The 18,454-nt window shown below is 38.6% G+C and carries 17 protein-coding genes; all 17 read right to left on the bottom strand.

The window, feature by feature from the left end; all coding sequences use genetic code 11:
• Nucleotides 1-57 precede the first annotated feature (57 nt).
• Complete coding sequence (locus H9L42_RS13630; RefSeq protein WP_187303962.1) at nt 58-1,662, bottom strand: hypothetical protein; 1,605 nt, start codon at nt 1,660-1,662, stop codon at nt 58-60.
• 17 nt (nt 1,663-1,679) lie between these two features.
• Nucleotides 1,680-2,981: an oligosaccharide flippase family protein gene (locus H9L42_RS13635; RefSeq protein WP_187303963.1), complete on the bottom strand. Its 1,302-nt coding sequence runs from the start codon at nt 2,979-2,981 to the stop codon at nt 1,680-1,682.
• A gap of 10 nt (nt 2,982-2,991) precedes the next feature.
• Nucleotides 2,992-4,461, bottom strand: coding sequence for an O-antigen ligase family protein (locus H9L42_RS13640; RefSeq protein WP_187303964.1), 1,470 nt, complete (start codon nt 4,459-4,461; stop codon nt 2,992-2,994).
• Nucleotides 4,448-5,596, bottom strand: coding sequence for a glycosyltransferase family 4 protein (locus H9L42_RS13645; RefSeq protein ID WP_187303965.1), 1,149 nt, complete (start codon nt 5,594-5,596; stop codon nt 4,448-4,450). The genes H9L42_RS13640 and H9L42_RS13645 overlap by 14 nt, the downstream gene beginning before the upstream one ends.
• 6 nt (nt 5,597-5,602) lie before the next feature.
• Nucleotides 5,603-6,676: a Gfo/Idh/MocA family protein gene (locus H9L42_RS13650; RefSeq protein ID WP_187303966.1), complete on the bottom strand. Its 1,074-nt coding sequence runs from the start codon at nt 6,674-6,676 to the stop codon at nt 5,603-5,605.
• Nucleotides 6,676-7,254, bottom strand: coding sequence for an acyltransferase (locus H9L42_RS13655; RefSeq protein ID WP_187303967.1), 579 nt, complete (start codon nt 7,252-7,254; stop codon nt 6,676-6,678). The genes H9L42_RS13650 and H9L42_RS13655 overlap by 1 nt, the downstream gene beginning before the upstream one ends.
• A 53-nt stretch (nt 7,255-7,307) precedes the next feature.
• Nucleotides 7,308-8,207 carry a DapH/DapD/GlmU-related protein gene (locus tag H9L42_RS13660; RefSeq protein ID WP_187303968.1) on the bottom strand — a complete coding sequence of 300 codons (900 nt, stop codon included), beginning with the start codon at nt 8,205-8,207 and terminating at the stop codon, nt 7,308-7,310.
• Nucleotides 8,204-8,929 carry a polysaccharide deacetylase family protein gene (locus tag H9L42_RS13665; RefSeq protein WP_187303969.1) on the bottom strand — a complete coding sequence of 242 codons (726 nt, stop codon included), beginning with the start codon at nt 8,927-8,929 and terminating at the stop codon, nt 8,204-8,206. Before H9L42_RS13665 ends, H9L42_RS13660 begins: the two co-directional genes overlap by 4 nt.
• A 1-nt stretch (nt 8,930) precedes the next feature.
• Complete coding sequence (locus H9L42_RS13670; RefSeq protein WP_187303970.1) at nt 8,931-10,244, bottom strand: nucleotide sugar dehydrogenase; 1,314 nt, start codon at nt 10,242-10,244, stop codon at nt 8,931-8,933.
• A 21-nt stretch (nt 10,245-10,265) separates the two neighbouring features.
• Entirely contained in the window at nt 10,266-11,495 is a 1,230-nt protein-coding gene (locus H9L42_RS13675; RefSeq protein WP_187303971.1) for a glycosyltransferase, read from the bottom strand.
• A gap of 24 nt (nt 11,496-11,519) precedes the next feature.
• Nucleotides 11,520-12,215, bottom strand: a complete 696-nt coding sequence (locus H9L42_RS13680; protein WP_207734987.1) for a sugar transferase — start codon at nt 12,213-12,215, stop codon at nt 11,520-11,522.
• Entirely contained in the window at nt 12,215-13,435 is a 1,221-nt protein-coding gene (locus H9L42_RS13685) for an aminotransferase class I/II-fold pyridoxal phosphate-dependent enzyme (protein WP_187303972.1), read from the bottom strand. Before H9L42_RS13685 ends, H9L42_RS13680 begins: the two co-directional genes overlap by 1 nt.
• Nucleotides 13,436-13,462: 27 nt before the next feature.
• Nucleotides 13,463-15,280 (bottom strand): polysaccharide biosynthesis protein, encoded by a 1,818-nt coding sequence (locus H9L42_RS13690; RefSeq protein ID WP_187303973.1) that lies wholly within the window; start codon nt 15,278-15,280, stop codon nt 13,463-13,465.
• A gap of 540 nt (nt 15,281-15,820) precedes the next feature.
• Nucleotides 15,821-16,540: a PDDEXK nuclease domain-containing protein gene (locus tag H9L42_RS13695; protein WP_243235797.1), complete on the bottom strand. Its 720-nt coding sequence runs from the start codon at nt 16,538-16,540 to the stop codon at nt 15,821-15,823.
• 133 nt (nt 16,541-16,673) lie between these two features.
• Nucleotides 16,674-17,561: a Kiwa anti-phage protein KwaB-like domain-containing protein gene (locus H9L42_RS13700; RefSeq protein ID WP_187303974.1), complete on the bottom strand. Its 888-nt coding sequence runs from the start codon at nt 17,559-17,561 to the stop codon at nt 16,674-16,676.
• A gap of 7 nt (nt 17,562-17,568) precedes the next feature.
• Entirely contained in the window at nt 17,569-18,096 is a 528-nt protein-coding gene (locus H9L42_RS13705; RefSeq protein ID WP_187303975.1) for a hypothetical protein, read from the bottom strand.
• Between the two features lie 27 nt (nt 18,097-18,123).
• Nucleotides 18,124-18,402, bottom strand: coding sequence for a hypothetical protein (locus H9L42_RS13710; RefSeq protein ID WP_346726326.1), 279 nt, complete (start codon nt 18,400-18,402; stop codon nt 18,124-18,126).
• Between the last annotated feature and the right edge of the window lie 52 nt (nt 18,403-18,454).

Below are 18,454 nucleotides of genomic sequence, written 5' to 3' on the forward strand. Positions count from 1 at the left end.
TCCTGTCTATCTTTTAGGCTAAATATATCCTCATCTGAACCTTATGGGCCAGAACCTCTATTCTGTAAACAACATCCCTATTAAAATAATACTACCGACATACTTATTTGCAATCATATCACCTGTCACATCTTTTTTTATAATTCCTAACTGCCTGCACCGTTCTAGCGATATCCGAAATAGCTCGGATTGTTTTGCCGTTACATAGTCACGATCCCAGTATCTAGGCTCTGAACTTTTGAACGATAGTCCAACTCGCTTGCGCAACCTTGCTGCAATTCTTGAAATAAAAAAGACAAGTTTTTTTACTCTTTCCAGTTCCAGCTTTAATCTCTGTACAGTACAAGAATATCCCTGATCTGTTTCAATATCGCTCAGCAGTTTACAATACTCATTCACTTCTTTGCGTTGCCAGATATTCATTGTCAAATTCAAAGGATTCTTTTTACTTACTTTTGCGATACAGTCTCGATCCATTAATGGATCGACTTTGCATAATCCTTTTGAAGCCGCATTATTACAAATTAAACTGTATTTATTTTGTAAAATCCTGTTTCCAACCCGATTCATCACATGGAGATTTCCGCTCTCTTCAAAATTTTGAATGATAGAAAGGATCTCTTGTTTCACTTGCTCGCCTGTTTCAGAAACATTTTCTCCTAACCAAGATAACCGACTCATACGATCCTCAAACAAAATTTGAAAGGCATCTTTCATTTTCACTCTTTTAAAAAGCAATTTATCCCGGAATGGTCGTGCATAAACATTTTTATAGAACTCTCCACCAACTCCACCGAACTCAAATTTGAATCCCTTATTAACAGCCCATTCGATTTTCTTTAAATGCCTGTACGAAAGAACTACATCATACAGTCCGTCTGAAAACAAAAAACCTTTTTCTATCCAATCAGGCTCCTTTATGCCAGGATCCTTAATCGTTAAAGAAACATGTAAGGCTTCCGCAATTTTATCAGCAACTTTTATATCTGGATTATCTTTATGGCCCGTTATAATCAACTCTGGATAAAATCCTAATGAAGCTAAATGAGCAAGAATCGTTCTGCTGTCAGTACCACCTGTGCAAACTGCACAGGTATGCTCTGTATCAATGCCCTGCATTAGAATTCGCATAACATCATGTAAAGTTTTCCCTTCATCTAAAGTCAACGAGTTCAACTTTTTAGTCTCTTCTTTTATCTCTCCGTCCTTTAAACTATATACCTTTTCGGAATCTGTACGAAAAAGCCCTTCTACTAAAGTATCATCTGTGAAAATCCCACCATATGATAGCATCTGATAGATCGCAGAATAATTGGGCAATGCTCTACGTTTGTTTAATTTTATTAGTGCCAATAAGCTGTCTGAAAAGCAGCCGGTCTGCTTGTCAAAGAAAAAGCGCTGACTACCCGAATTGTCACCAAAGAAAATAATTTTACTTTGGCTTTTCTCAACGATAACCATCCTATAAAACCCATATAAATCATTATAATCTAATTGTTCTTCTACTATGGCATGTGCAATCTCCAATAAATCAGTTGTTGTTTTACCATTTTTTTCAAACACTACTAACCCGTTGTAAAAAACCTTCAGTTCATCATCTTCGCTATAATTATAAAATTCTAAATTAATTAATTTGCCTAAATATTCCTTTGTACTTTGCATATACACAGTTCCTTCCCCTAGCTAAGTTTTCTAACTTTTCTTCCATATTTATATATAAATGCTCCTGTAAACACAAGCGATAATAAAATATACATTCCTATATTTTCTACCGCTAATCCGATTACCCCAAATCGTGGAATAACAATCAAACATCCTACAACCTGTACGCAAAAGCCAATACAAGAAATAACCATATTGATTTTTGCCTGCCCCATAATTGCCAATAGACTTGAGTTCATTGCCCTAAATGAACCGTTTAAAAACGCCGCAATCAAAAAAAGACGCATTAATGGAACAACATTCATATAGGCTTCTCCATACAAGAGCCAGATAAGCGGTCTAGCAAAAATAATTAAAAGCAGCACCAGTCCCCCCAAAAGTATCGCATTAACGATAATCACTTTTTTGTAATTCCGCATTACCCATGTATGATCCATTTCATTTCTAATAAAATACGGACCTGCAAAAACAGCGATTGCATTTGAAATAATAATCACATTATTCGCAATTAAAATTGCAACTTTATAGTCTGCAAGAACAGTGGCATCCTCCGTCAAACGGCCTAACAGAAACATATCTGTCGCCAGATAAAGAATCCAGAATCCATTGGCCATCATATTTTGAAAGGAGTACCGATTGATTTCTTTTCGTTCTGCCTTAGTCAGAGCTTCTTTCACTCTACCTTTAAAATAGCTTTTAATTACAATCCCAGATAAAATCCCTGCGCATAAAATATCCGCTCCGATTCTGAAGATAATATTCCCAACTATCCCCCCTAAAAATGAGCCCAGGACTCGAAATAATACCGATATTACCACCGTAATTAGCGCTAAAAATGCATATCGTTTATTCGCGAACATCGATCGTTCCGTAGATAAATTGCTATTAACCACATCTGAAAATGGAATGTCCAATAAAAATAACGCAAACAGCCAGGAGGCATTCAGATATTCTTCTGGATGGTTGTAAAAAACATTAAAAACAGCAACAATTACAATAATCAACAGGTTATATAATGTTTGCTGTTTTAAAACATAATAGTAATAGCCCTTCCTTTTTTCTAAGGAATCTGCAATTACAATATATCTTAATAACGCTGCAGCTAACCCCAATCCTGCAAAAATATAGACATAGGAGTATAAATTTTCAAGATATGAGAGCGTTCCATATTCTTCCTTTGTTAATAACCGAACTACAAAGATAGAACCACAAAGAGTCACGAATTTATTAGCAAAATTCCCGACAAAAATATAGAAAGCTCCTTTTTCTTTTATACTTTTTAACGTATTTTTAACTCTATTTACTCGTATGGTCCCCAAAATGTTCCTTCTATCTCCCCTCTGCATCTTCTGGCTTTGCTTGTTCCAATCCCAGGGTCAATGAAAATGGAATCCAGAAAAATTTATTACCAAATAAACCCAAACTTCCGCTGGTCATGAGCATAATCAAAATAGTTCCACCAATCCACAAAACTGCAAAGCCCATTTCCGATTTATAAAAAATACTTTTACATACTTTAAAAATCATTGTCAGTATGACACCAAAAAGTAAAATAATTTTAATGATTCCCCCATCTAACATATCTCCTAAAACAATATTATGTGGATACAGCCAATTTTTCTCTTCATCGTCCACATCTGCATATAATACTCTGCACTTTTGATTAATTGGATGATCTAAGTCATCAAAAATTTCGGAGTTATGAGAATTTCCTCCACCTATTACTTTTTCCAAAGTCGACATTTCTTTTATCCAATTGAGTGAAGTTTTCCATATAATCATCCTTGCATTTGAGGATTCGCCGGATCGAATCGTTTCATAGCGTTCTTTCACATCTGTTTCTCGGATAATTTCCCCATCACCCTGCTCATGCTCCCCATACCGAACCCAAGTGTAACTACCAGAAAGATACTGTTCGTAACGATTATCAGAATAGCTTTTTAGAAGAAATACCATTGTTCCCATACTGCATATTGTGAATATTAGTGTAAAAACAAGAAGCATTCTCTTTTTCAATCTGTTATCATTACAAAATTTTTTCTGTGTTTGATAGATTGCCTTTACCAAAAAGACACATACATAAAACAGTATTAGGCCACAGATAATTACAAGATTTTTTCGCGATCCAGACAATAGTACCACGGGTATATTTAATACAAAGTTTAAAAAAAATAACGATAACCGCTTGCCCATCGGAATGCCGTTTCTAGTTGCAATATAAAAATTTGCGATTGTTCCCAATAAGATTGCGGTAGAGGAAACATTATAATCTGATAAGGCAGATATCTTTCTTAAATAGAAGCAATAGTCCCCTGTAAGGAATCCAACAAGATATACGACTGAAATGCCCAAGGATGTCAATCCCAGACATAAAAAAACCTTATTAATATCCCTCCAACTTGTATAAAGTACAAAATTAATAAGAATCAGGAAAAACTCTATCATTGACATAATTTTTCCCGCCGCATATTCAAAATGATCCGCATATATAAAGTTAATCAAATCCCATATCAGATATGCAGCCAGAAACAGTAAAATCCATTTATTTTTATAGACTTCACATACTAATATTTTTTTGCATTCACGAAAACATCTTGCTATAAGTATAAGATCTACAAGGAAAATCAAGACATAACCAATATTCAGTATGATACGCCAAGCCAAGCCTTTTGCAAATGGAAAAGGCATACAAAGATTAATAAAAAAATTAACAATCAAAAACAAAAAGCAAAACCCAAAAAGAGTTTTAAGCGAAATATTATCTTCTATTTTATTACCAATCAATTTACTTTTCATCATTCAAAATTTCATCATACAGAGCAAACAACTTTTTTTCCTCAGCTTCCCAGTTAAAAACTTCTTCGACTGCCCGCCTTCCATTTTTTCCCATTCGTTCTGCTTCACTCGGATGATCTTTTAAATAGATCAGGGCATCCGCGATCTCTTCAACATGTTCAGGATTGACCATAATTCCAAACTCATATTTTCCCATAACCTGCTCCACATATTCTGTTCGATATATAATCGTAGGTATAGAAAACATCATATATTCGCAGACTTTTGTAGGCAAATTACAACTCTTATGGTATTGACCATAATTCAACAAGGTTGCCATCCCTACCGACGAACGTAGATAAATCTCATTAATCTCGTCAGGGCCACAATATCCCCTGAAATCAACATTTTTAAATTCTTCCATCCCTTTAATATCATCTTCTAGCTTTTTATTTGCAAATTTTCCTGCAAGGATCCCTGCAATCCCTGCTTTACTCCAAGCTTGAATATCATGTACAACTCCTCTTTCATAAGAAATCGCTCCCGTATAACAAGCTGTATATGGATCCTTTTCAGATGTTTCATCCTTATTTATATTTGAATTAAAACTTGACAGGATCGGATAGTTATCCAAATAAACTAAACGCTTCACACCATAATCAAACGGATCTTCTTCCAGCATTTTACAAGGAAAAATGACGCCACTAATTCTCCTGCATACGTGTTTTTCATATAATTTATAACATACCGCCACCCATTTATATATAGCTTTCCTTCCATAAGTATGTTTTATCTGGCTGTAATAATTTTCATGTGAGTCAAAAATAACTTTAATGCCTCTGCGTTGTAACCATAATGCAAGCAACAACAATGGCGCTTCATGAAGCTCCACAATATCTATTTTCCCCAATGATTTAATTATCTTTTTTATTTGAATAAGATAACGAAATTGTCTAATGATACGCCTCGGATCTGCTTCAATAATTTTTTTATACACTCCTTGTTCTCTACAATCCACTTCGCCAGAGGAATTAATATTTGAAGTGATATAAGTTACATCATAATCAGGAATTTTCGCTAATGAAACACATTGTTTGCGAAAAATCCTTGTATCGTTGCTACTGTGTTTAAACGCAATATGGATTATTTTCTTCTTCATCAGGAATCAAAACTCACCTTTCATATCAACACTTGCAAATTCCTTAAGAGGCAATTTGACTGACATTTTCGTTTTCTGGCTCTTATATATTGACAGTACGACTTCCAAAGCATTTCTTCCTGCCATCGCATCAACATAAGGTTTTCTGTTAGTTGTAATTGCATCAATCATATCTGCGAACAGACTCGTATGTCCATTGCCATATACATTGCTGGTCTGTTCCTGAAGTCCTTTATTTCGCATATCTGCATCTGTTTCATCCTCAAAATCCCATACATCAATATTATTTGTTGAGGTTCCGCCAATTTTTACAGTTCCCTTTTCACCAAAAATATAGAGCGTTTCTTCCAGATTCTTCGGGTACACATTTGTGGTTCCCTCAATTGTACCAATAGCCCCATTTTTAAATTTCACAACTGCAAGTCCTACATCTTCCGCCTCCAAGTAATCGTGAAACTGCTGCCTTGTTACGCCATAAATCTCTTCAATTTCATCTCCCATCATCCAGCGAAGCAAATCAATTCCATGAATGCACTGGTTCATTAAAGCTCCTCCATCCTGCTCCCAAGTTCCCCTCCAGGACGCCTGTTCATAATATTGCACACCGCGATTCCAACGTACGTGAATTGTTCCATGAGAAAGTTTTCCAAAACGTCCCGCTTCAACTGCTTTACGAAGCTCCTGAATTGCGATATTAAACCGATTCTGGTGGCATGCAGAAACTTTCACACCTTTTTCTTCCGAGCGCCTTATAATTTCATCTGCATCTGCCATGTTCATTGCCATCGGCTTCTCAATAATCACATTGATTCCTTGATCGATACAATGTAACGCTATTTCTGCATGAATTCCACTTTCCGTTGCAATGCTTACTAATTCAGGCTTCTGTTCCTGAAGCATCTGTTTGTAGTTTGTATATCGTCTAATAGAAGCATCTTTCGCCAAATCATGTCTATCCAGTAATTCTCCCATTTTTTCAGGCAGGATATCGCAAACAGCAACGATTTCCAACTGATTATTTAACGCCGCTTTCATATGATTCGTAGCAATACGGCCACAACCTATTAATGCATATCTCATTACAAATTACTCCTATCTATTTCTTTTAACCCTGTTTCCGTTTTCTGATATTTTCTTCCGCATCCGCATATCAAAGACTCCTCATCAAGCCGTTTTCCACATTCACAGACCCATCCAATCTTCCTGGCAGGAACCCCTGCTACTAACGCATAATCCGGCACATCCTTTGTTACTACAGAACCAGCCGCTACCATTGCCCATTTCCCTATATTATGTCCACATACGATCGTTGCGTTTGCCCCAACGGTCGCTCCTGTTTCTAAAATTGTTTTTTTATAATTTTCGCTTCCTTTCGGGTATTTTGCTCTGGGGGTCAGATCATTTGTAAATACCATAGAAGGACCACAAAAAACAAAATCCTTCAGTTCTACACCTTCGTAAATGGATACATTATTTTGTATTTTACATCCGTTACCAATTATTACATTATTCGCGACATTGACATTTTGGCCAAGTGAACAATTGCTTCCAATAGACACTCCCTTCTGCACATGGCAGAAAAACCAAATTTTTGTTCCTTCTCCGACTTGGACATCTTCATCAATATAACTGCTCTCATGTACAAAAAAATCTTTCATTGAATTCTCTTCCTTTATAATCTTAGTTCATTCATTGTGAAACAACTAATTCACTATCTAATTATTTCCGCTGGCACTCCAATGACTACCGCATTGTCCTCTACATCTTTTGTCACTACACTTCCCATGCCAATTACTGCATTTATGCCAATCGCTATTTGATTTCTAATAGTCGCAGTTGCAATATAAGCATTATCTCCCACATCAACAGAGCCATAGATACGACTTCCCATAATCATTGCAACATTTTTTCCGATTCTACAGTTATGTGCGATCGAGCAAGAAGCATCAATTTTACTCCCCTCTCCAATTACTGTATGATCAATTGTACCCCGCGCTATATGACAATTTCCTCCAATAAAAACATTATCTTCAATTGTTACTCCACCATAATGCTTTATCATAGATTTTCGAAATTGCTGATCTTCCGTAAAAGCAAATCCATCATGCCCTATTTTTACACCAGACTGTATTTCGCAATTTTTTCCAATCTTGACGCAATTAATAATGCTTACATTGTTATAAATTCGAGTTCCATCTCCAATCGAAATATCTCCATCCAGTGTACAATTATGTCCAATCACTACATTTTTCCCTAATTTAACCTCTGGCGAAAGATATGTGTTATGTCCAATGGGTTCCTGCTTTTTTTCTGTTGAGAAAAAATGATCCAATAGATCGAAAAATACTCTCTTTGACTCTTCAACTATAATTCTACTTTCTGCAATAGGAGCCTCTACCCCGTCCTGCACGACAGCGAGCGTTACATTCTGGACACTACTACACTGTTCCATCGTCTTACGACTTTTAATCCATGTTATTCCTCCTACTTTATAATTTGCATAAGAAGAAAAGCCATTGATGTAAATATCTCTTTTCCCCTCGAATTTATAGTTCTCATTTTTACAATTAAGGTACTCTAAGATTTCTTTTATGGAGATATTTTTATTCATTTAATTTCTTCTCCCAATATATTTTTCAAGTCTGTAATATTTTTATCTAGTATATAATACCGATCGGTCTTTCCCTGTTCTATAAAATTTTTAATCGTTGTGTATAAATCTTTTTCCTCTTTATGATACCAAAACGCATGTGTCAGAATATGCAGTTTTTCATAGTTCCCTGATTCAATAACATTCACTACATCCTCACGCCATCTTCTGCGGCTGTCAGAAACATATTTAAATTGCTTAAAGAACTTCTTTCCATACGAGTTAATATATGGATATAAATCATAATCTGCCTCTAATGTCTCTTTTGAAGGCCGATGCATAGAAACTGACTTAACCTCTATTTGCAAAAGATCTTCTAACATTTGCACTTCTTTAAGAATAAGTTTAGGTACATTCTTCTTACAATCGTCATCATAATTCAACTCGTCAAAATGCAATCCAACATCATGACCCAGCCTGTTAATTTGCAGTATTTTATCCTTATTTTCTTTTGCTGCAAGGTTGTAAAACTCAGATGAAAGTAACACAAAATAGGTTGATTTAACATTCTCCTCAGCTTCAAGTGCCGCTAGTTCCACTGCCTTTTCAATTGAATAATCAATATCATGCCGCGAAATCACAGATTTTTTTAAATCATCACAGGTTATATAATCGGCAAATACATAATCATTCTCTCTCAGTATTCTGATTAGGCTCCGATATGCACCATACGTAAACTGCATGCTATAGTACCTCTATATTTCCTCTTTCTAAAACATCTTTCATCGCGTTTTTCGTATCAAAAATCGCCTTAGCGTTTCTCTGAATCATATCATAATCCAGGCAAGTATGCCCACAGGTAATCATCACAAGATCATACTCCTGAATTATCTTTTCATCAATGCGCTCCAGCCCTTTCCTTACAATACCCTTTTCTTTATACTCCGAAATATAAGGATCATAAAATTCCACTTCAGCCCCGTTCTTTTCCAGGATCTGAATAACTGGAATTGCCGGACTCTCTCTGTAGTCATCAATATCCTGTTTATAGGCAACGCCTAGTACCAACACCCTTGAGCCATTTAACGCTTTTTTATCGCGATTCAGAATTTTACTGGCTCGTTCCACACAGTATTCTGGCATTTTGTCGTTAATCATCATGGAGGATTCGATCATAGACGTATGGAAGCCAAATTCTCTCGCCTTCCATGAAAGGTAATATGGATCCAATGGGATACAATGTCCTCCCAAACCAGGTCCCGGATAAAACGCCTGGAAACCATAGGGTTTCGTTTTTGCCGCATCGATCACTTCCCAGAGACTGATCCCCATTTTATCGCATAGAATAGCCAATTCGTTTACCAGTCCGATGTTGATATTGCGATAGGTATTTTCCAGAATCTTTTCCATTTCCGCAACTGCTGGAGAGGATACCTCATGAACATCCCCTTCCAGAACCGCTCGATACATGGCAGAAATCACTTCTGTCGCATCCTTCCCGATCGCTCCTACTACTTTCGGCGTGTTCTTCGTTTTAAAAACCGCATTCCCTGGATCAACTCGTTCCGGAGAGAATCCCAAATAAAAATCTTTTCCGCATTTCAGTCCGGAGCCCTCCTCCAAAAGCGGCTTAATCAATTCTTCTGTCGTCCCTGGATAGGTCGTTGACTCTAGAACAACCATAGTTCCCGACTTCATATATTTCGCAATTTCAATTGTAGAGTTTTTTACATAGCTGATATCCGGCTGTTGATGCTCATCCAGAGGAGTAGGTACACAGATCGCTACAAAATCCACATCTTTTACAAAAGAAAAATCTGTCGTGGCAGTCAGCATCTTCGTTTCAACGATTTTCTTCAAGTCTTTATCTACCACATCACCTATATAGTTATGTCCTGCATTTACCATATCCACCTTCTGGCTTTGTATGTCAAATCCAATTGTTTTAAAACCCGCTTTTGCTTTTTCCACCGCAAGTGGCAATCCTACATAACCTAAGCCTACTACACCAACTTTAATCTTTTTCAATTTAATTTTTTCTAATAATTGTGTTTTCACGTACTCTACTCCTTTTCACAACTAATAAAATATTGATTCAAACCGTTTAGCCAGAACTTCATAAGAATATTCTTCCATAGCCAATTTTTTTGCTCTCTTTTCCATAGCAACTAATTCTTCTTCCGTCATATTTCGAATCTCTTTAATTGCTGTTATAATACCTTTTACATCTTCTGATGGAACCATAATTCCACACCCGTACTTTTCAATTGGAGAGTTGGGCGTTGTAATGGCACATACAATTGGTCTTCCTGCCATAAAGGAGTCAAACATTTTATTCATGCAAAGACCAAAACGATATAATGGTGATGACTTTGCCCCCATATATATAATATCAAAATAAGAACACAGGCTAGGGATTGCCCGTTTATCGATAGGGTCTAAAAAGCTAACATTATCTAGCTGTCTCGAACTAGCATCCTCCACAAGTCGTTTTTTTTCAACACCATCACCAATCAGCACAAATTGTACTGCCGGATCATTTATCTGCTCTGCACAATCTAGTAACACACCCAAAGCATTGGACAGCGCATGTCCCCCAAAATAACCCACAAGATACTTCCTGTTTTTTTTCAGTTCGCTCAGAAGCATTTTATGCTGCTGCGGCACTGGCTTCGGATTTTCCCAGTCAGAAAGTACAATTCCGTTAGGAATCGCAACAAACTTATCCGGTGCCATTCCATGTTCAATCATATATTCTTTAGCAAGAGGTGGCAGTGAGACAACTTTATCTGAATGCTTATATGCGCTATTTTCTCCAATCTGCATAAGAACTACGAAAGGGTTCTTCTTCGACATCCCCCCCAGTTCTACTAGTGTCGCCGGCCACATATCATGTACCTCATGAATCAGTTTCACCTTCTTACCGGAAACCTTCCGGATTTTCTGCCCCGCGTACGTATCGATCGGGTAGGTAGACGAGGCAATCACCACGTCCGGCTGCAACTGAAAAACAATTTTTTTTGCATGAATCCAAATCTTGGATACAAATCGAAACATCGTCAGCGCCCGCTTCACACCATTGCCTTCATAGGTCCCCGTTTTGAGCCAGTGATAATGGATTCCGTTAATGACTTCTTCCTGGAAATCATGATCCACTTTCGGATTTTTCCTTCTCAGATGCGAATAATCCGCGGCAATAATATCGACTCTATGACCCATTTTTATCCATTCTCTGGCAAAATAGTAAGGCCGGAATTCCATTCCCATTTCAGGCGATCCCGCGTAATGATTGAGAATCAGGATATTCACCGCTCAAACTCCTTTCTGTCTATCTTATTTCAACACACTGACAGCCGTTTTCCACATTAACTTAATATCCCCAAAGAAGCGGAAGCTTCTTAAATATTCCAGGTTGTATTTCATTTTTTCCGGCAGCACATGCTGAATATATACTTCATCTACCGTGCTGCCTGCCGCAATATAACGCTCCATGATTTCGTCTTCATCTTTATAATAAATGCTGGCCAGCGAGGTGATTCCCGCCGGTAGCAAGAGGGTAGCCTGCATCTCATCCGTATATACATCCACATATTTCCGTACTTCCGGCCTTGTCCCTACAAAGGTCATTTCACCTTTCAGCACGTTAAAAAGCTGCGGCAGCTCGTCCAAACGGCATTTTCTGAGCCGGGTTCCCATCTTTGTGATCCGGGGATCCTTTTCAGCTGTTATCAGCGCCCCTATCTGATCCGCGTTTTGTACCATCGTGCGGAACTTAAAGATCCGGAAACTCCGATTCGCGGCCGTAACCCGTTCCTGCCGGTAAAATACCGGCCCTTTCGAATCGGCTTTAATCAAAATCGCCAACAAAAGAAGCACTGGAGACAATATCGCAATCATAAACGCCGAGACCACGATATCAAACAACCGTTTTGCTATTAATCCGCCCTTCTTTGCCTCCAGTTTTTCATAATAAAGACGTACTGTATCATTTTTTAAAGCATCTGGAAGCGAATCCCACTGTACCAGCATTACCTGCAAAACTCCTGCAAAATCTTTTTAACCTTTCCTATAATATAACTGACTTCTTCATCTGTCAACTTACTATAGAGCGGAAGCGTAATCTCATTTTTATAAAAATCATAGGAATTCGGATAATCCTCTATGTCAAATCCCATATTCTTATAAGCGGTCAGCATAGGCAGCGGTTTGTAATGGACATTCACAGCCACTCCCTGCTGGGCAAACCGCTCAATTAGGTCATTCCGTTCGGATTCTGACAATTCCCCAATCCGCATTAAGTATAAATGTCCGCTGGATCGGTACTGCGCTCCTTTATGGTTCAGCAACTGCACCGGATAAGAAGCAAAGGCGGAATCATATCTCTGAATAATGGAATGCCGCTTTTCTAACATCTGTGGATAACGTTCTAACTGGGCCAGGCCGATTCCCGCCTGAATATCAGTCATATTACACTTGTAGGCAGGAAAAAGAATATCATATTCCCAGGATCCGGCTTTTGTTTTATGGAAGGCGTCTTTGGACTGTCCATGCAAAGATAAATTCATATATTGCTGGTAAATCCAATCGTCTTCTATCCCTGGAACCCTTTTCCACGTTACCGCTCCTCCCTCTGCCGTAGTAAGGTTTTTTACAGCATGAAAGGAAAAACAAGTAAAGTCCGCAATTTGTCCCACAGATTTTCCATCCCGTTCCGCCCCAAAAGCATGGGAGGCATCCGCCATTACAATCACCCGATCAAATTGCTTCTGAATGGTATTTTCCCCGGGGTGGAATTTATCTTTCGCTTTATTCAAGACTTCAAAAATCCGCTCGTAATCACAAGGGATCCCTCCCAAATCAACCGGTATGATTACCTTTGTCTTTTCCGTAATCCGTTCTGCCAGTTTATCATAATCAATTTGGGGCGTATCTTTTTGTATATCCGCCAAAACCGGGGTCGCACCTACATGACAGACCACACTGCAGGTTGCCGTATAAGTATAAGCAGGTAAAATGACTTCATCGCCTTCTCCAATGCCTAAAAGCCGCAGAGTCATTTCCATAGCCGCGGTAGCGGAACTCAGACACGCAGCCTTGTTTGTCCCGATATACGCCGCAATCTGCCGTTCAAATTCTTTTGTCTTTGGTCCCGTTGTAATCCAGCCGGAACGGAGTGCCTCCGCGACCTGCTGAACTTCTTCCTCTGTAATATCCGGAGGAGAAAACGGGATATTCATTCTATCTTTCATGCCTTCACTTCTTTCTTTATCCTATCCTCACTGCGGCTGATACGTATCGCACACCTTCCGCAGCTCCTCTTTAATCGCTTTTCCGTTCTGCTCTGCAACCGCAATCAGATGCTCCAGTTTCCGCAGGAATTCAGTATACTCCAGTTTGATCGGCTTGCCGATGTAGATCAGCTCATTGGGCGTACTTTCCAGACCTTCTTCTGCCATCAGCAGCTCTTCATACAGCTTTTCTCCAGGCCGCAGTCCCACAATCTCAATCTTAATATCCTCATCCGGGATATAGCCTTTCAGCCGAATCAAATTGACTGCCAGATCATAAATTTTCACCGGCTGTCCCATATCCAGCACAAAAATTTCTCCGCCCCTAGCAAGGAGCCCTGCCTGCAACACAAGGGAAACCGCTTCACTGACCGTCATAAAGAAACGTGTAATCTCTTTATGGGTCAGTGTGACCGGACCTCCCGCTTCGATCTGCTTTAAGAACAACGGAATAACGGATCCGTTGCTGCCAAGCACATTTCCAAACCGTACTGCCACAAATTCCGTTTCGGACATTTTATCATAGCTCTGGACGATCATCTCGCAAATTCGCTTCGTCGCCCCCATTACGTTGGTAGGGCGCACCGCTTTATCCGTGGAAATCAGTACAAAGCGTTTTACCTGATACCGATCCGCAAGCTTCGCCAAATTCAGCGTTCCTTTACAGTTATTCTTGACCGCTTCATTCGGCGAATATTCCATAAGCGGCACATGTTTATGCGCTGCGGCATGATAAATAATATCCGGGCGATATTCTTCAAAAATCTCTTTCATCCGGTCATAATCCCGCACCGATCCAATCAGGACCTTCACATCAGCCTGTGGATGTTTCCGGAGAAGTTCCATCTGCAGTTCATAAGCGCCGTTTTCATAAATGTCTACGATCAACAGCTGTTTCACATGGTTTGCTGTAATCTGCCGGCACAGTTCCGATCCAATCGTCCCGCCGCCGCCGGTAACCATCACCGTCTTTTCCTTTACAAAGTCTTCCAGTTCCCGGTTGCTGATCACCACCGTATCTCGGCCCAGAAGGTCTTCATAATTTACTTCCCTTACATTCTGGCTCAGAGATGAAGTTAATGTGGAAGAAATCGCGGGTAGAATTTTCAGTTTTGCCGGAGTTTCATTACAGATTGTAATAATCTCACTGACGGTCCGCGGCGAAGCGGAAGGAATCGCTATGATGATCTCGTCAATATCATACTTTTTCACTGCGTAAGGGATTTCCTGCCGATCCCCCGCAATGGGGATTCCATGAATATACTTTCCCCGTTTTGCCGGGTTATCATCCACCAAGCAGGCAATCTTTTCCGACCCCTTGTTCTGCATTTCCCGAATCAGAATGGAAGCGGCCGCCCCCGCGCCGACAATCATGATTTTATGGGAATTTTCGCCATGCTGGTATTTTCTCCTTAACTGCCGCAGCAGTCGGACTGATAATCTTGAAGACGCTAAAAGGAGGAACAGAAATACCCAGTTGAAGATATAAAAACTTCTGGGCATACTGATCCCCATGAAAAGGCGATACATCACATACAGCGCCTCAATAATTAAAGATGCCTTGAAGGTTGCCACAACCTCATCAATACCCGCGTACGTCCAGACCCTGTTATATAACTTGAATACTGCCATGACCACCAATGTGATAACGATATCCGCAGGCAGACATCGAACAGCAGGTTCCAGGTACTGAACATCCATGGTAAAGATTCCGAACCGCAGCGCCAGCGGCATGATCGAACTGAACGCTACAATCGCAACATCCACCAGGAGCAGGATAAGTATCCGAATATATTTTTTACTCATTTCCGCACTATACACTCAATCTTATTGCTTTTTATATAATAAAACTTCAACAAGCATATCACACTTCGCTCTGATTCGCAAGGGTTCCGGGCAGATTCGGCGCGTGCATGGGAAGATTCTTTTTGCAATCATCCAGTTTTGAGTAACCGCCGTTAGATCAACCCTCTTATACCGGGCAATATCCGTCTTTGGCAAGAGCATAAATGTCCTTGCCAGAATTCTTTGTAGCTTCTAAAAAAGCATTTAAACCCTCATATATTCTGAGGCTTCTGGTATGATAGTAGATAGCCACATGCTTCAAAAATAAAATTTCATATTTGAAAAGCCATCTGTATTCCCTTAGTATATTAGTTGCGAACACACCACGAAGGGAGAACCTACAGATGGCTTCAGCTAATACATTCTGCAAAAATACTAAATGTCAAATCCGCCGAGGGAACAATTGACGGAGAGAGTGATTATGTAAATGATTTCAGAGTATTAGGGATGATGTATGAAGTGGAAGGGGGATTTTCCTGTTCTCCAAGAGCATTCAAGCTTTTAGAATATGCCTTGAACTATGAAGGAAAAGTGAGTGTTCCGGAGAAGCTCCCTAAAAGAGCAGATGCATCCTTTTTCGTGTCCAAAAATGATTGGAGGTGATGCCATTTTTTCACCCAAGAGGTCTATATTGATTGCAAATAAAAAGGAGCCTGACGCATCAAACGTTATTCTTTTCTGTCTTGCGACAAATGAAAAGCCTCTGCCAAGTTCCAAAAGGAATTTCTGCAAATGTGTAATTAACGCTTGTTCTAAATCACTTTCATAAAAATCATCATTAGGTGTCAGCCCAAGAAATTCCAACACATACGGGTCACGAATAACATCTTCTGGTTTCTTCGCAGGCTCTAATGTCTGTATTTCCTCTGCAACTTGTTCTTTATTTTTACTGGATAATAATCTTTCATAGAAAAATGAATTTATCTGACGCTCAAGTTGTCTGGTACTCCATTGGGATTTTACAGCTTCCTGCATATAAAATTCTCGCGCGTTTTCATTCTCCACACGCATCAGAAGCCGATAATGCGTCCAACTCAATTCGCTACGCAGTGCGTAGCCATTTGGAAACGTTAAATAAAACTGCCGCATATTTTTTAAGTTAGCAACAGTAAATCCTTTCCCAAAATCTTGAGTCATTTGCTTTGACAATTCTTTCAATAAGCCTGTCCCATACTCCGCCTTTTCATTACCGCCCTGTTCTTCTAATAATTGATTTTCCAATATTCCAGTAAGCTTCAACCATTGCAAAATTAGCAGTTTGATAGACTTTATTTCTGGCTGAAATTAGAATTTCTTTGATTTCATTATAAAAAGATGTATTCAACTGATCAAAATCACCCTTTCATTTTACAAACTATTTATTAATCTTTCTTTTTGAATTAGCAAGAAATGTATTCTGAGAAAACGGTCCCTTGTATGCCTCTTCATCCAAAAAACCGAGAATAACCCTTATCTGCTCCTTATCATTTGGTATAACAACTTTCTTATTCTTAGTCTCAACTGTTATCCCAGCGTCCTTAGCCAACTTTTTGATTTCTGATGCTTTATAATTTACAAGCACATCAGAATCATTAATCATTGCTATTTTTCTCCTTGTCCAAGTATTAGCCGTGTTTTTAAATGCCTCTGTATCTTCAAAAGACAATTTATCATTTGTTGTAAATGCTTGAACTTCTTGATCAGTTGCTGATCTATAATATTCACCCAAATCAAAAATCTGCCGTGCAAAATAGAACGAAGAAAATTGTAATTCTCCTTCTGTATAATAGCAATCTGCCATATCAGAAATACTTATGCCAAAATTTTTTTCTCTTCTAAATGTATCTTTGGTAAAAAATAAGTTCACCCAGCTTGTAGCAATATATTGTTCTTTACGAAAACGCTGAAAGGCAACTTGAAATCTTTCGGTATTCTCTGTTTCTGTCCTCTTTCCAACAAATATAGCTTTAATTTCGTAAAACTCGCCATTTTCTTTTGTATATGTCGGTACACCTAATGGATCTCTTATTGCATCTTTAATTCCATCTGAAAGCTGAAAATTTTCAATAGCCAAAAATTCGTCACTGTGTGGTTTATACCTGCCATCGAATGAAATTCTCGTTTTCTCAGAAATCAGATCATCCACTGCACTATCAAACGATAAGCAAATTTCCTTCTGCGTGTCTGCATCAACTTCAAGTCTATACAATTCATCTAAGTGATTTCCATTGGCAATAATTATTATTGAACAATTCTCAAACATTCTATCCTTATCTCCTCTCTGCATCTAAAAACAAAAAATCGAAAATCCTATTAACCATTTTCAAATCTTTCGCCTTTCTAATTCTCCTCCGACTTATTAAAACACATCCTGATATCCCATTTTCACCGCTTACTTGATAAAAATGATATCCTCGTAAAAATAATATTGGATTAGGAATTGCCGTATTGACGCATGGCACTGCCATAATCAACACTCCACCTATAACAACACATATTATCAAATTAAAATCCTCAATTGCCAAACTTGCAAACGGAAACATGTATGTGATTATATACATGATAACCCAACTATCATAAGGAGCTATATCACTTGTTCTTATTTTTATGGGCGCAAGATGCTTTTTCCCATACGCAAAGGATATCATAAATAATATAATAAGAGCAATTCCTATACCTATAGCAATGCATGGAATTTTCATTGTCTTTTTTTGCCAATACCAGACCAAAGCAAAAATAAAACATAGAGGCGCCATAGCAGACAGATTATATATAAGCCGTTGTAATATGTTTCCCATATATTTACCCCTCTCTATAGTAATTCGTTATATTACCTCAAAATGCTTCAACGCATCTTTTATCGCTTCCACTTTCTCCGCCGTCGGATGCTTCCTCGGCTGTTTCAATTCTTCCACCGCATTAGGAGCATCATACATCGGCAAGCCTAAACTTCTTTTTACCTCTGCTATATAAGCGGTACGTACCTTGAAGCCATATTTAGCTTCTATGTATTCCTTTATCATTTTGTAGGTGACTTGCTCTTTTGGCTTGTACGCTTCAGTTTTCTTAGCGATATTATCAAGCGCCACTTTCCCTTCCCCCACCAAACTCCACCTTTACGTCAATTACGCTATTGGACTTTTTTGCGAGAAAGCA

The sequence above is a fragment of the Zhenpiania hominis genome (assembly GCF_014333425.1).
Classification (GTDB): Bacteria; Bacillota; Clostridia; order Peptostreptococcales; family Anaerovoracaceae; genus Hominibacterium; species Hominibacterium hominis.

Bases quoted from the DNA above. Each gene is read 5' to 3' on its own strand.
- H9L42_RS13630 (WP_187303962.1), bottom strand. From the start codon at position 1,662: ATGCAAAGTACAAAGGAATATTTAGGCAAATTAATTAATTTAGAATTT.
- H9L42_RS13640 (WP_187303964.1), bottom strand. From the start codon at position 4,461: ATGATGAAAAGTAAATTGATTGGTAATAAAATAGAAGATAATATTTCG.
- H9L42_RS13645 (WP_187303965.1), bottom strand. From the start codon at position 5,596: ATGAAGAAGAAAATAATCCATATTGCGTTTAAACACAGTAGCAACGAT.
- H9L42_RS13650 (WP_187303966.1), bottom strand. From the start codon at position 6,676: ATGAGATATGCATTAATAGGTTGTGGCCGTATTGCTACGAATCATATG.
- H9L42_RS13655 (WP_187303967.1), bottom strand. From the start codon at position 7,254: ATGAAAGATTTTTTTGTACATGAGAGCAGTTATATTGATGAAGATGTC.
- H9L42_RS13660 (WP_187303968.1), bottom strand. From the start codon at position 8,207: ATGAATAAAAATATCTCCATAAAAGAAATCTTAGAGTACCTTAATTGT.
- H9L42_RS13665 (WP_187303969.1), bottom strand. From the start codon at position 8,929: ATGCAGTTTACGTATGGTGCATATCGGAGCCTAATCAGAATACTGAGA.
- H9L42_RS13680 (WP_207734987.1), bottom strand. From the start codon at position 12,215: ATGCTGGTACAGTGGGATTCGCTTCCAGATGCTTTAAAAAATGATACA.
- H9L42_RS13685 (WP_187303972.1), bottom strand. From the start codon at position 13,435: ATGAAAGATAGAATGAATATCCCGTTTTCTCCTCCGGATATTACAGAG.
- H9L42_RS13690 (WP_187303973.1), bottom strand. From the start codon at position 15,280: ATGAGTAAAAAATATATTCGGATACTTATCCTGCTCCTGGTGGATGTT.
- H9L42_RS13700 (WP_187303974.1), bottom strand. From the start codon at position 17,561: ATGTTTGAGAATTGTTCAATAATAATTATTGCCAATGGAAATCACTTA.
- H9L42_RS13705 (WP_187303975.1), bottom strand. From the start codon at position 18,096: ATGGGAAACATATTACAACGGCTTATATATAATCTGTCTGCTATGGCG.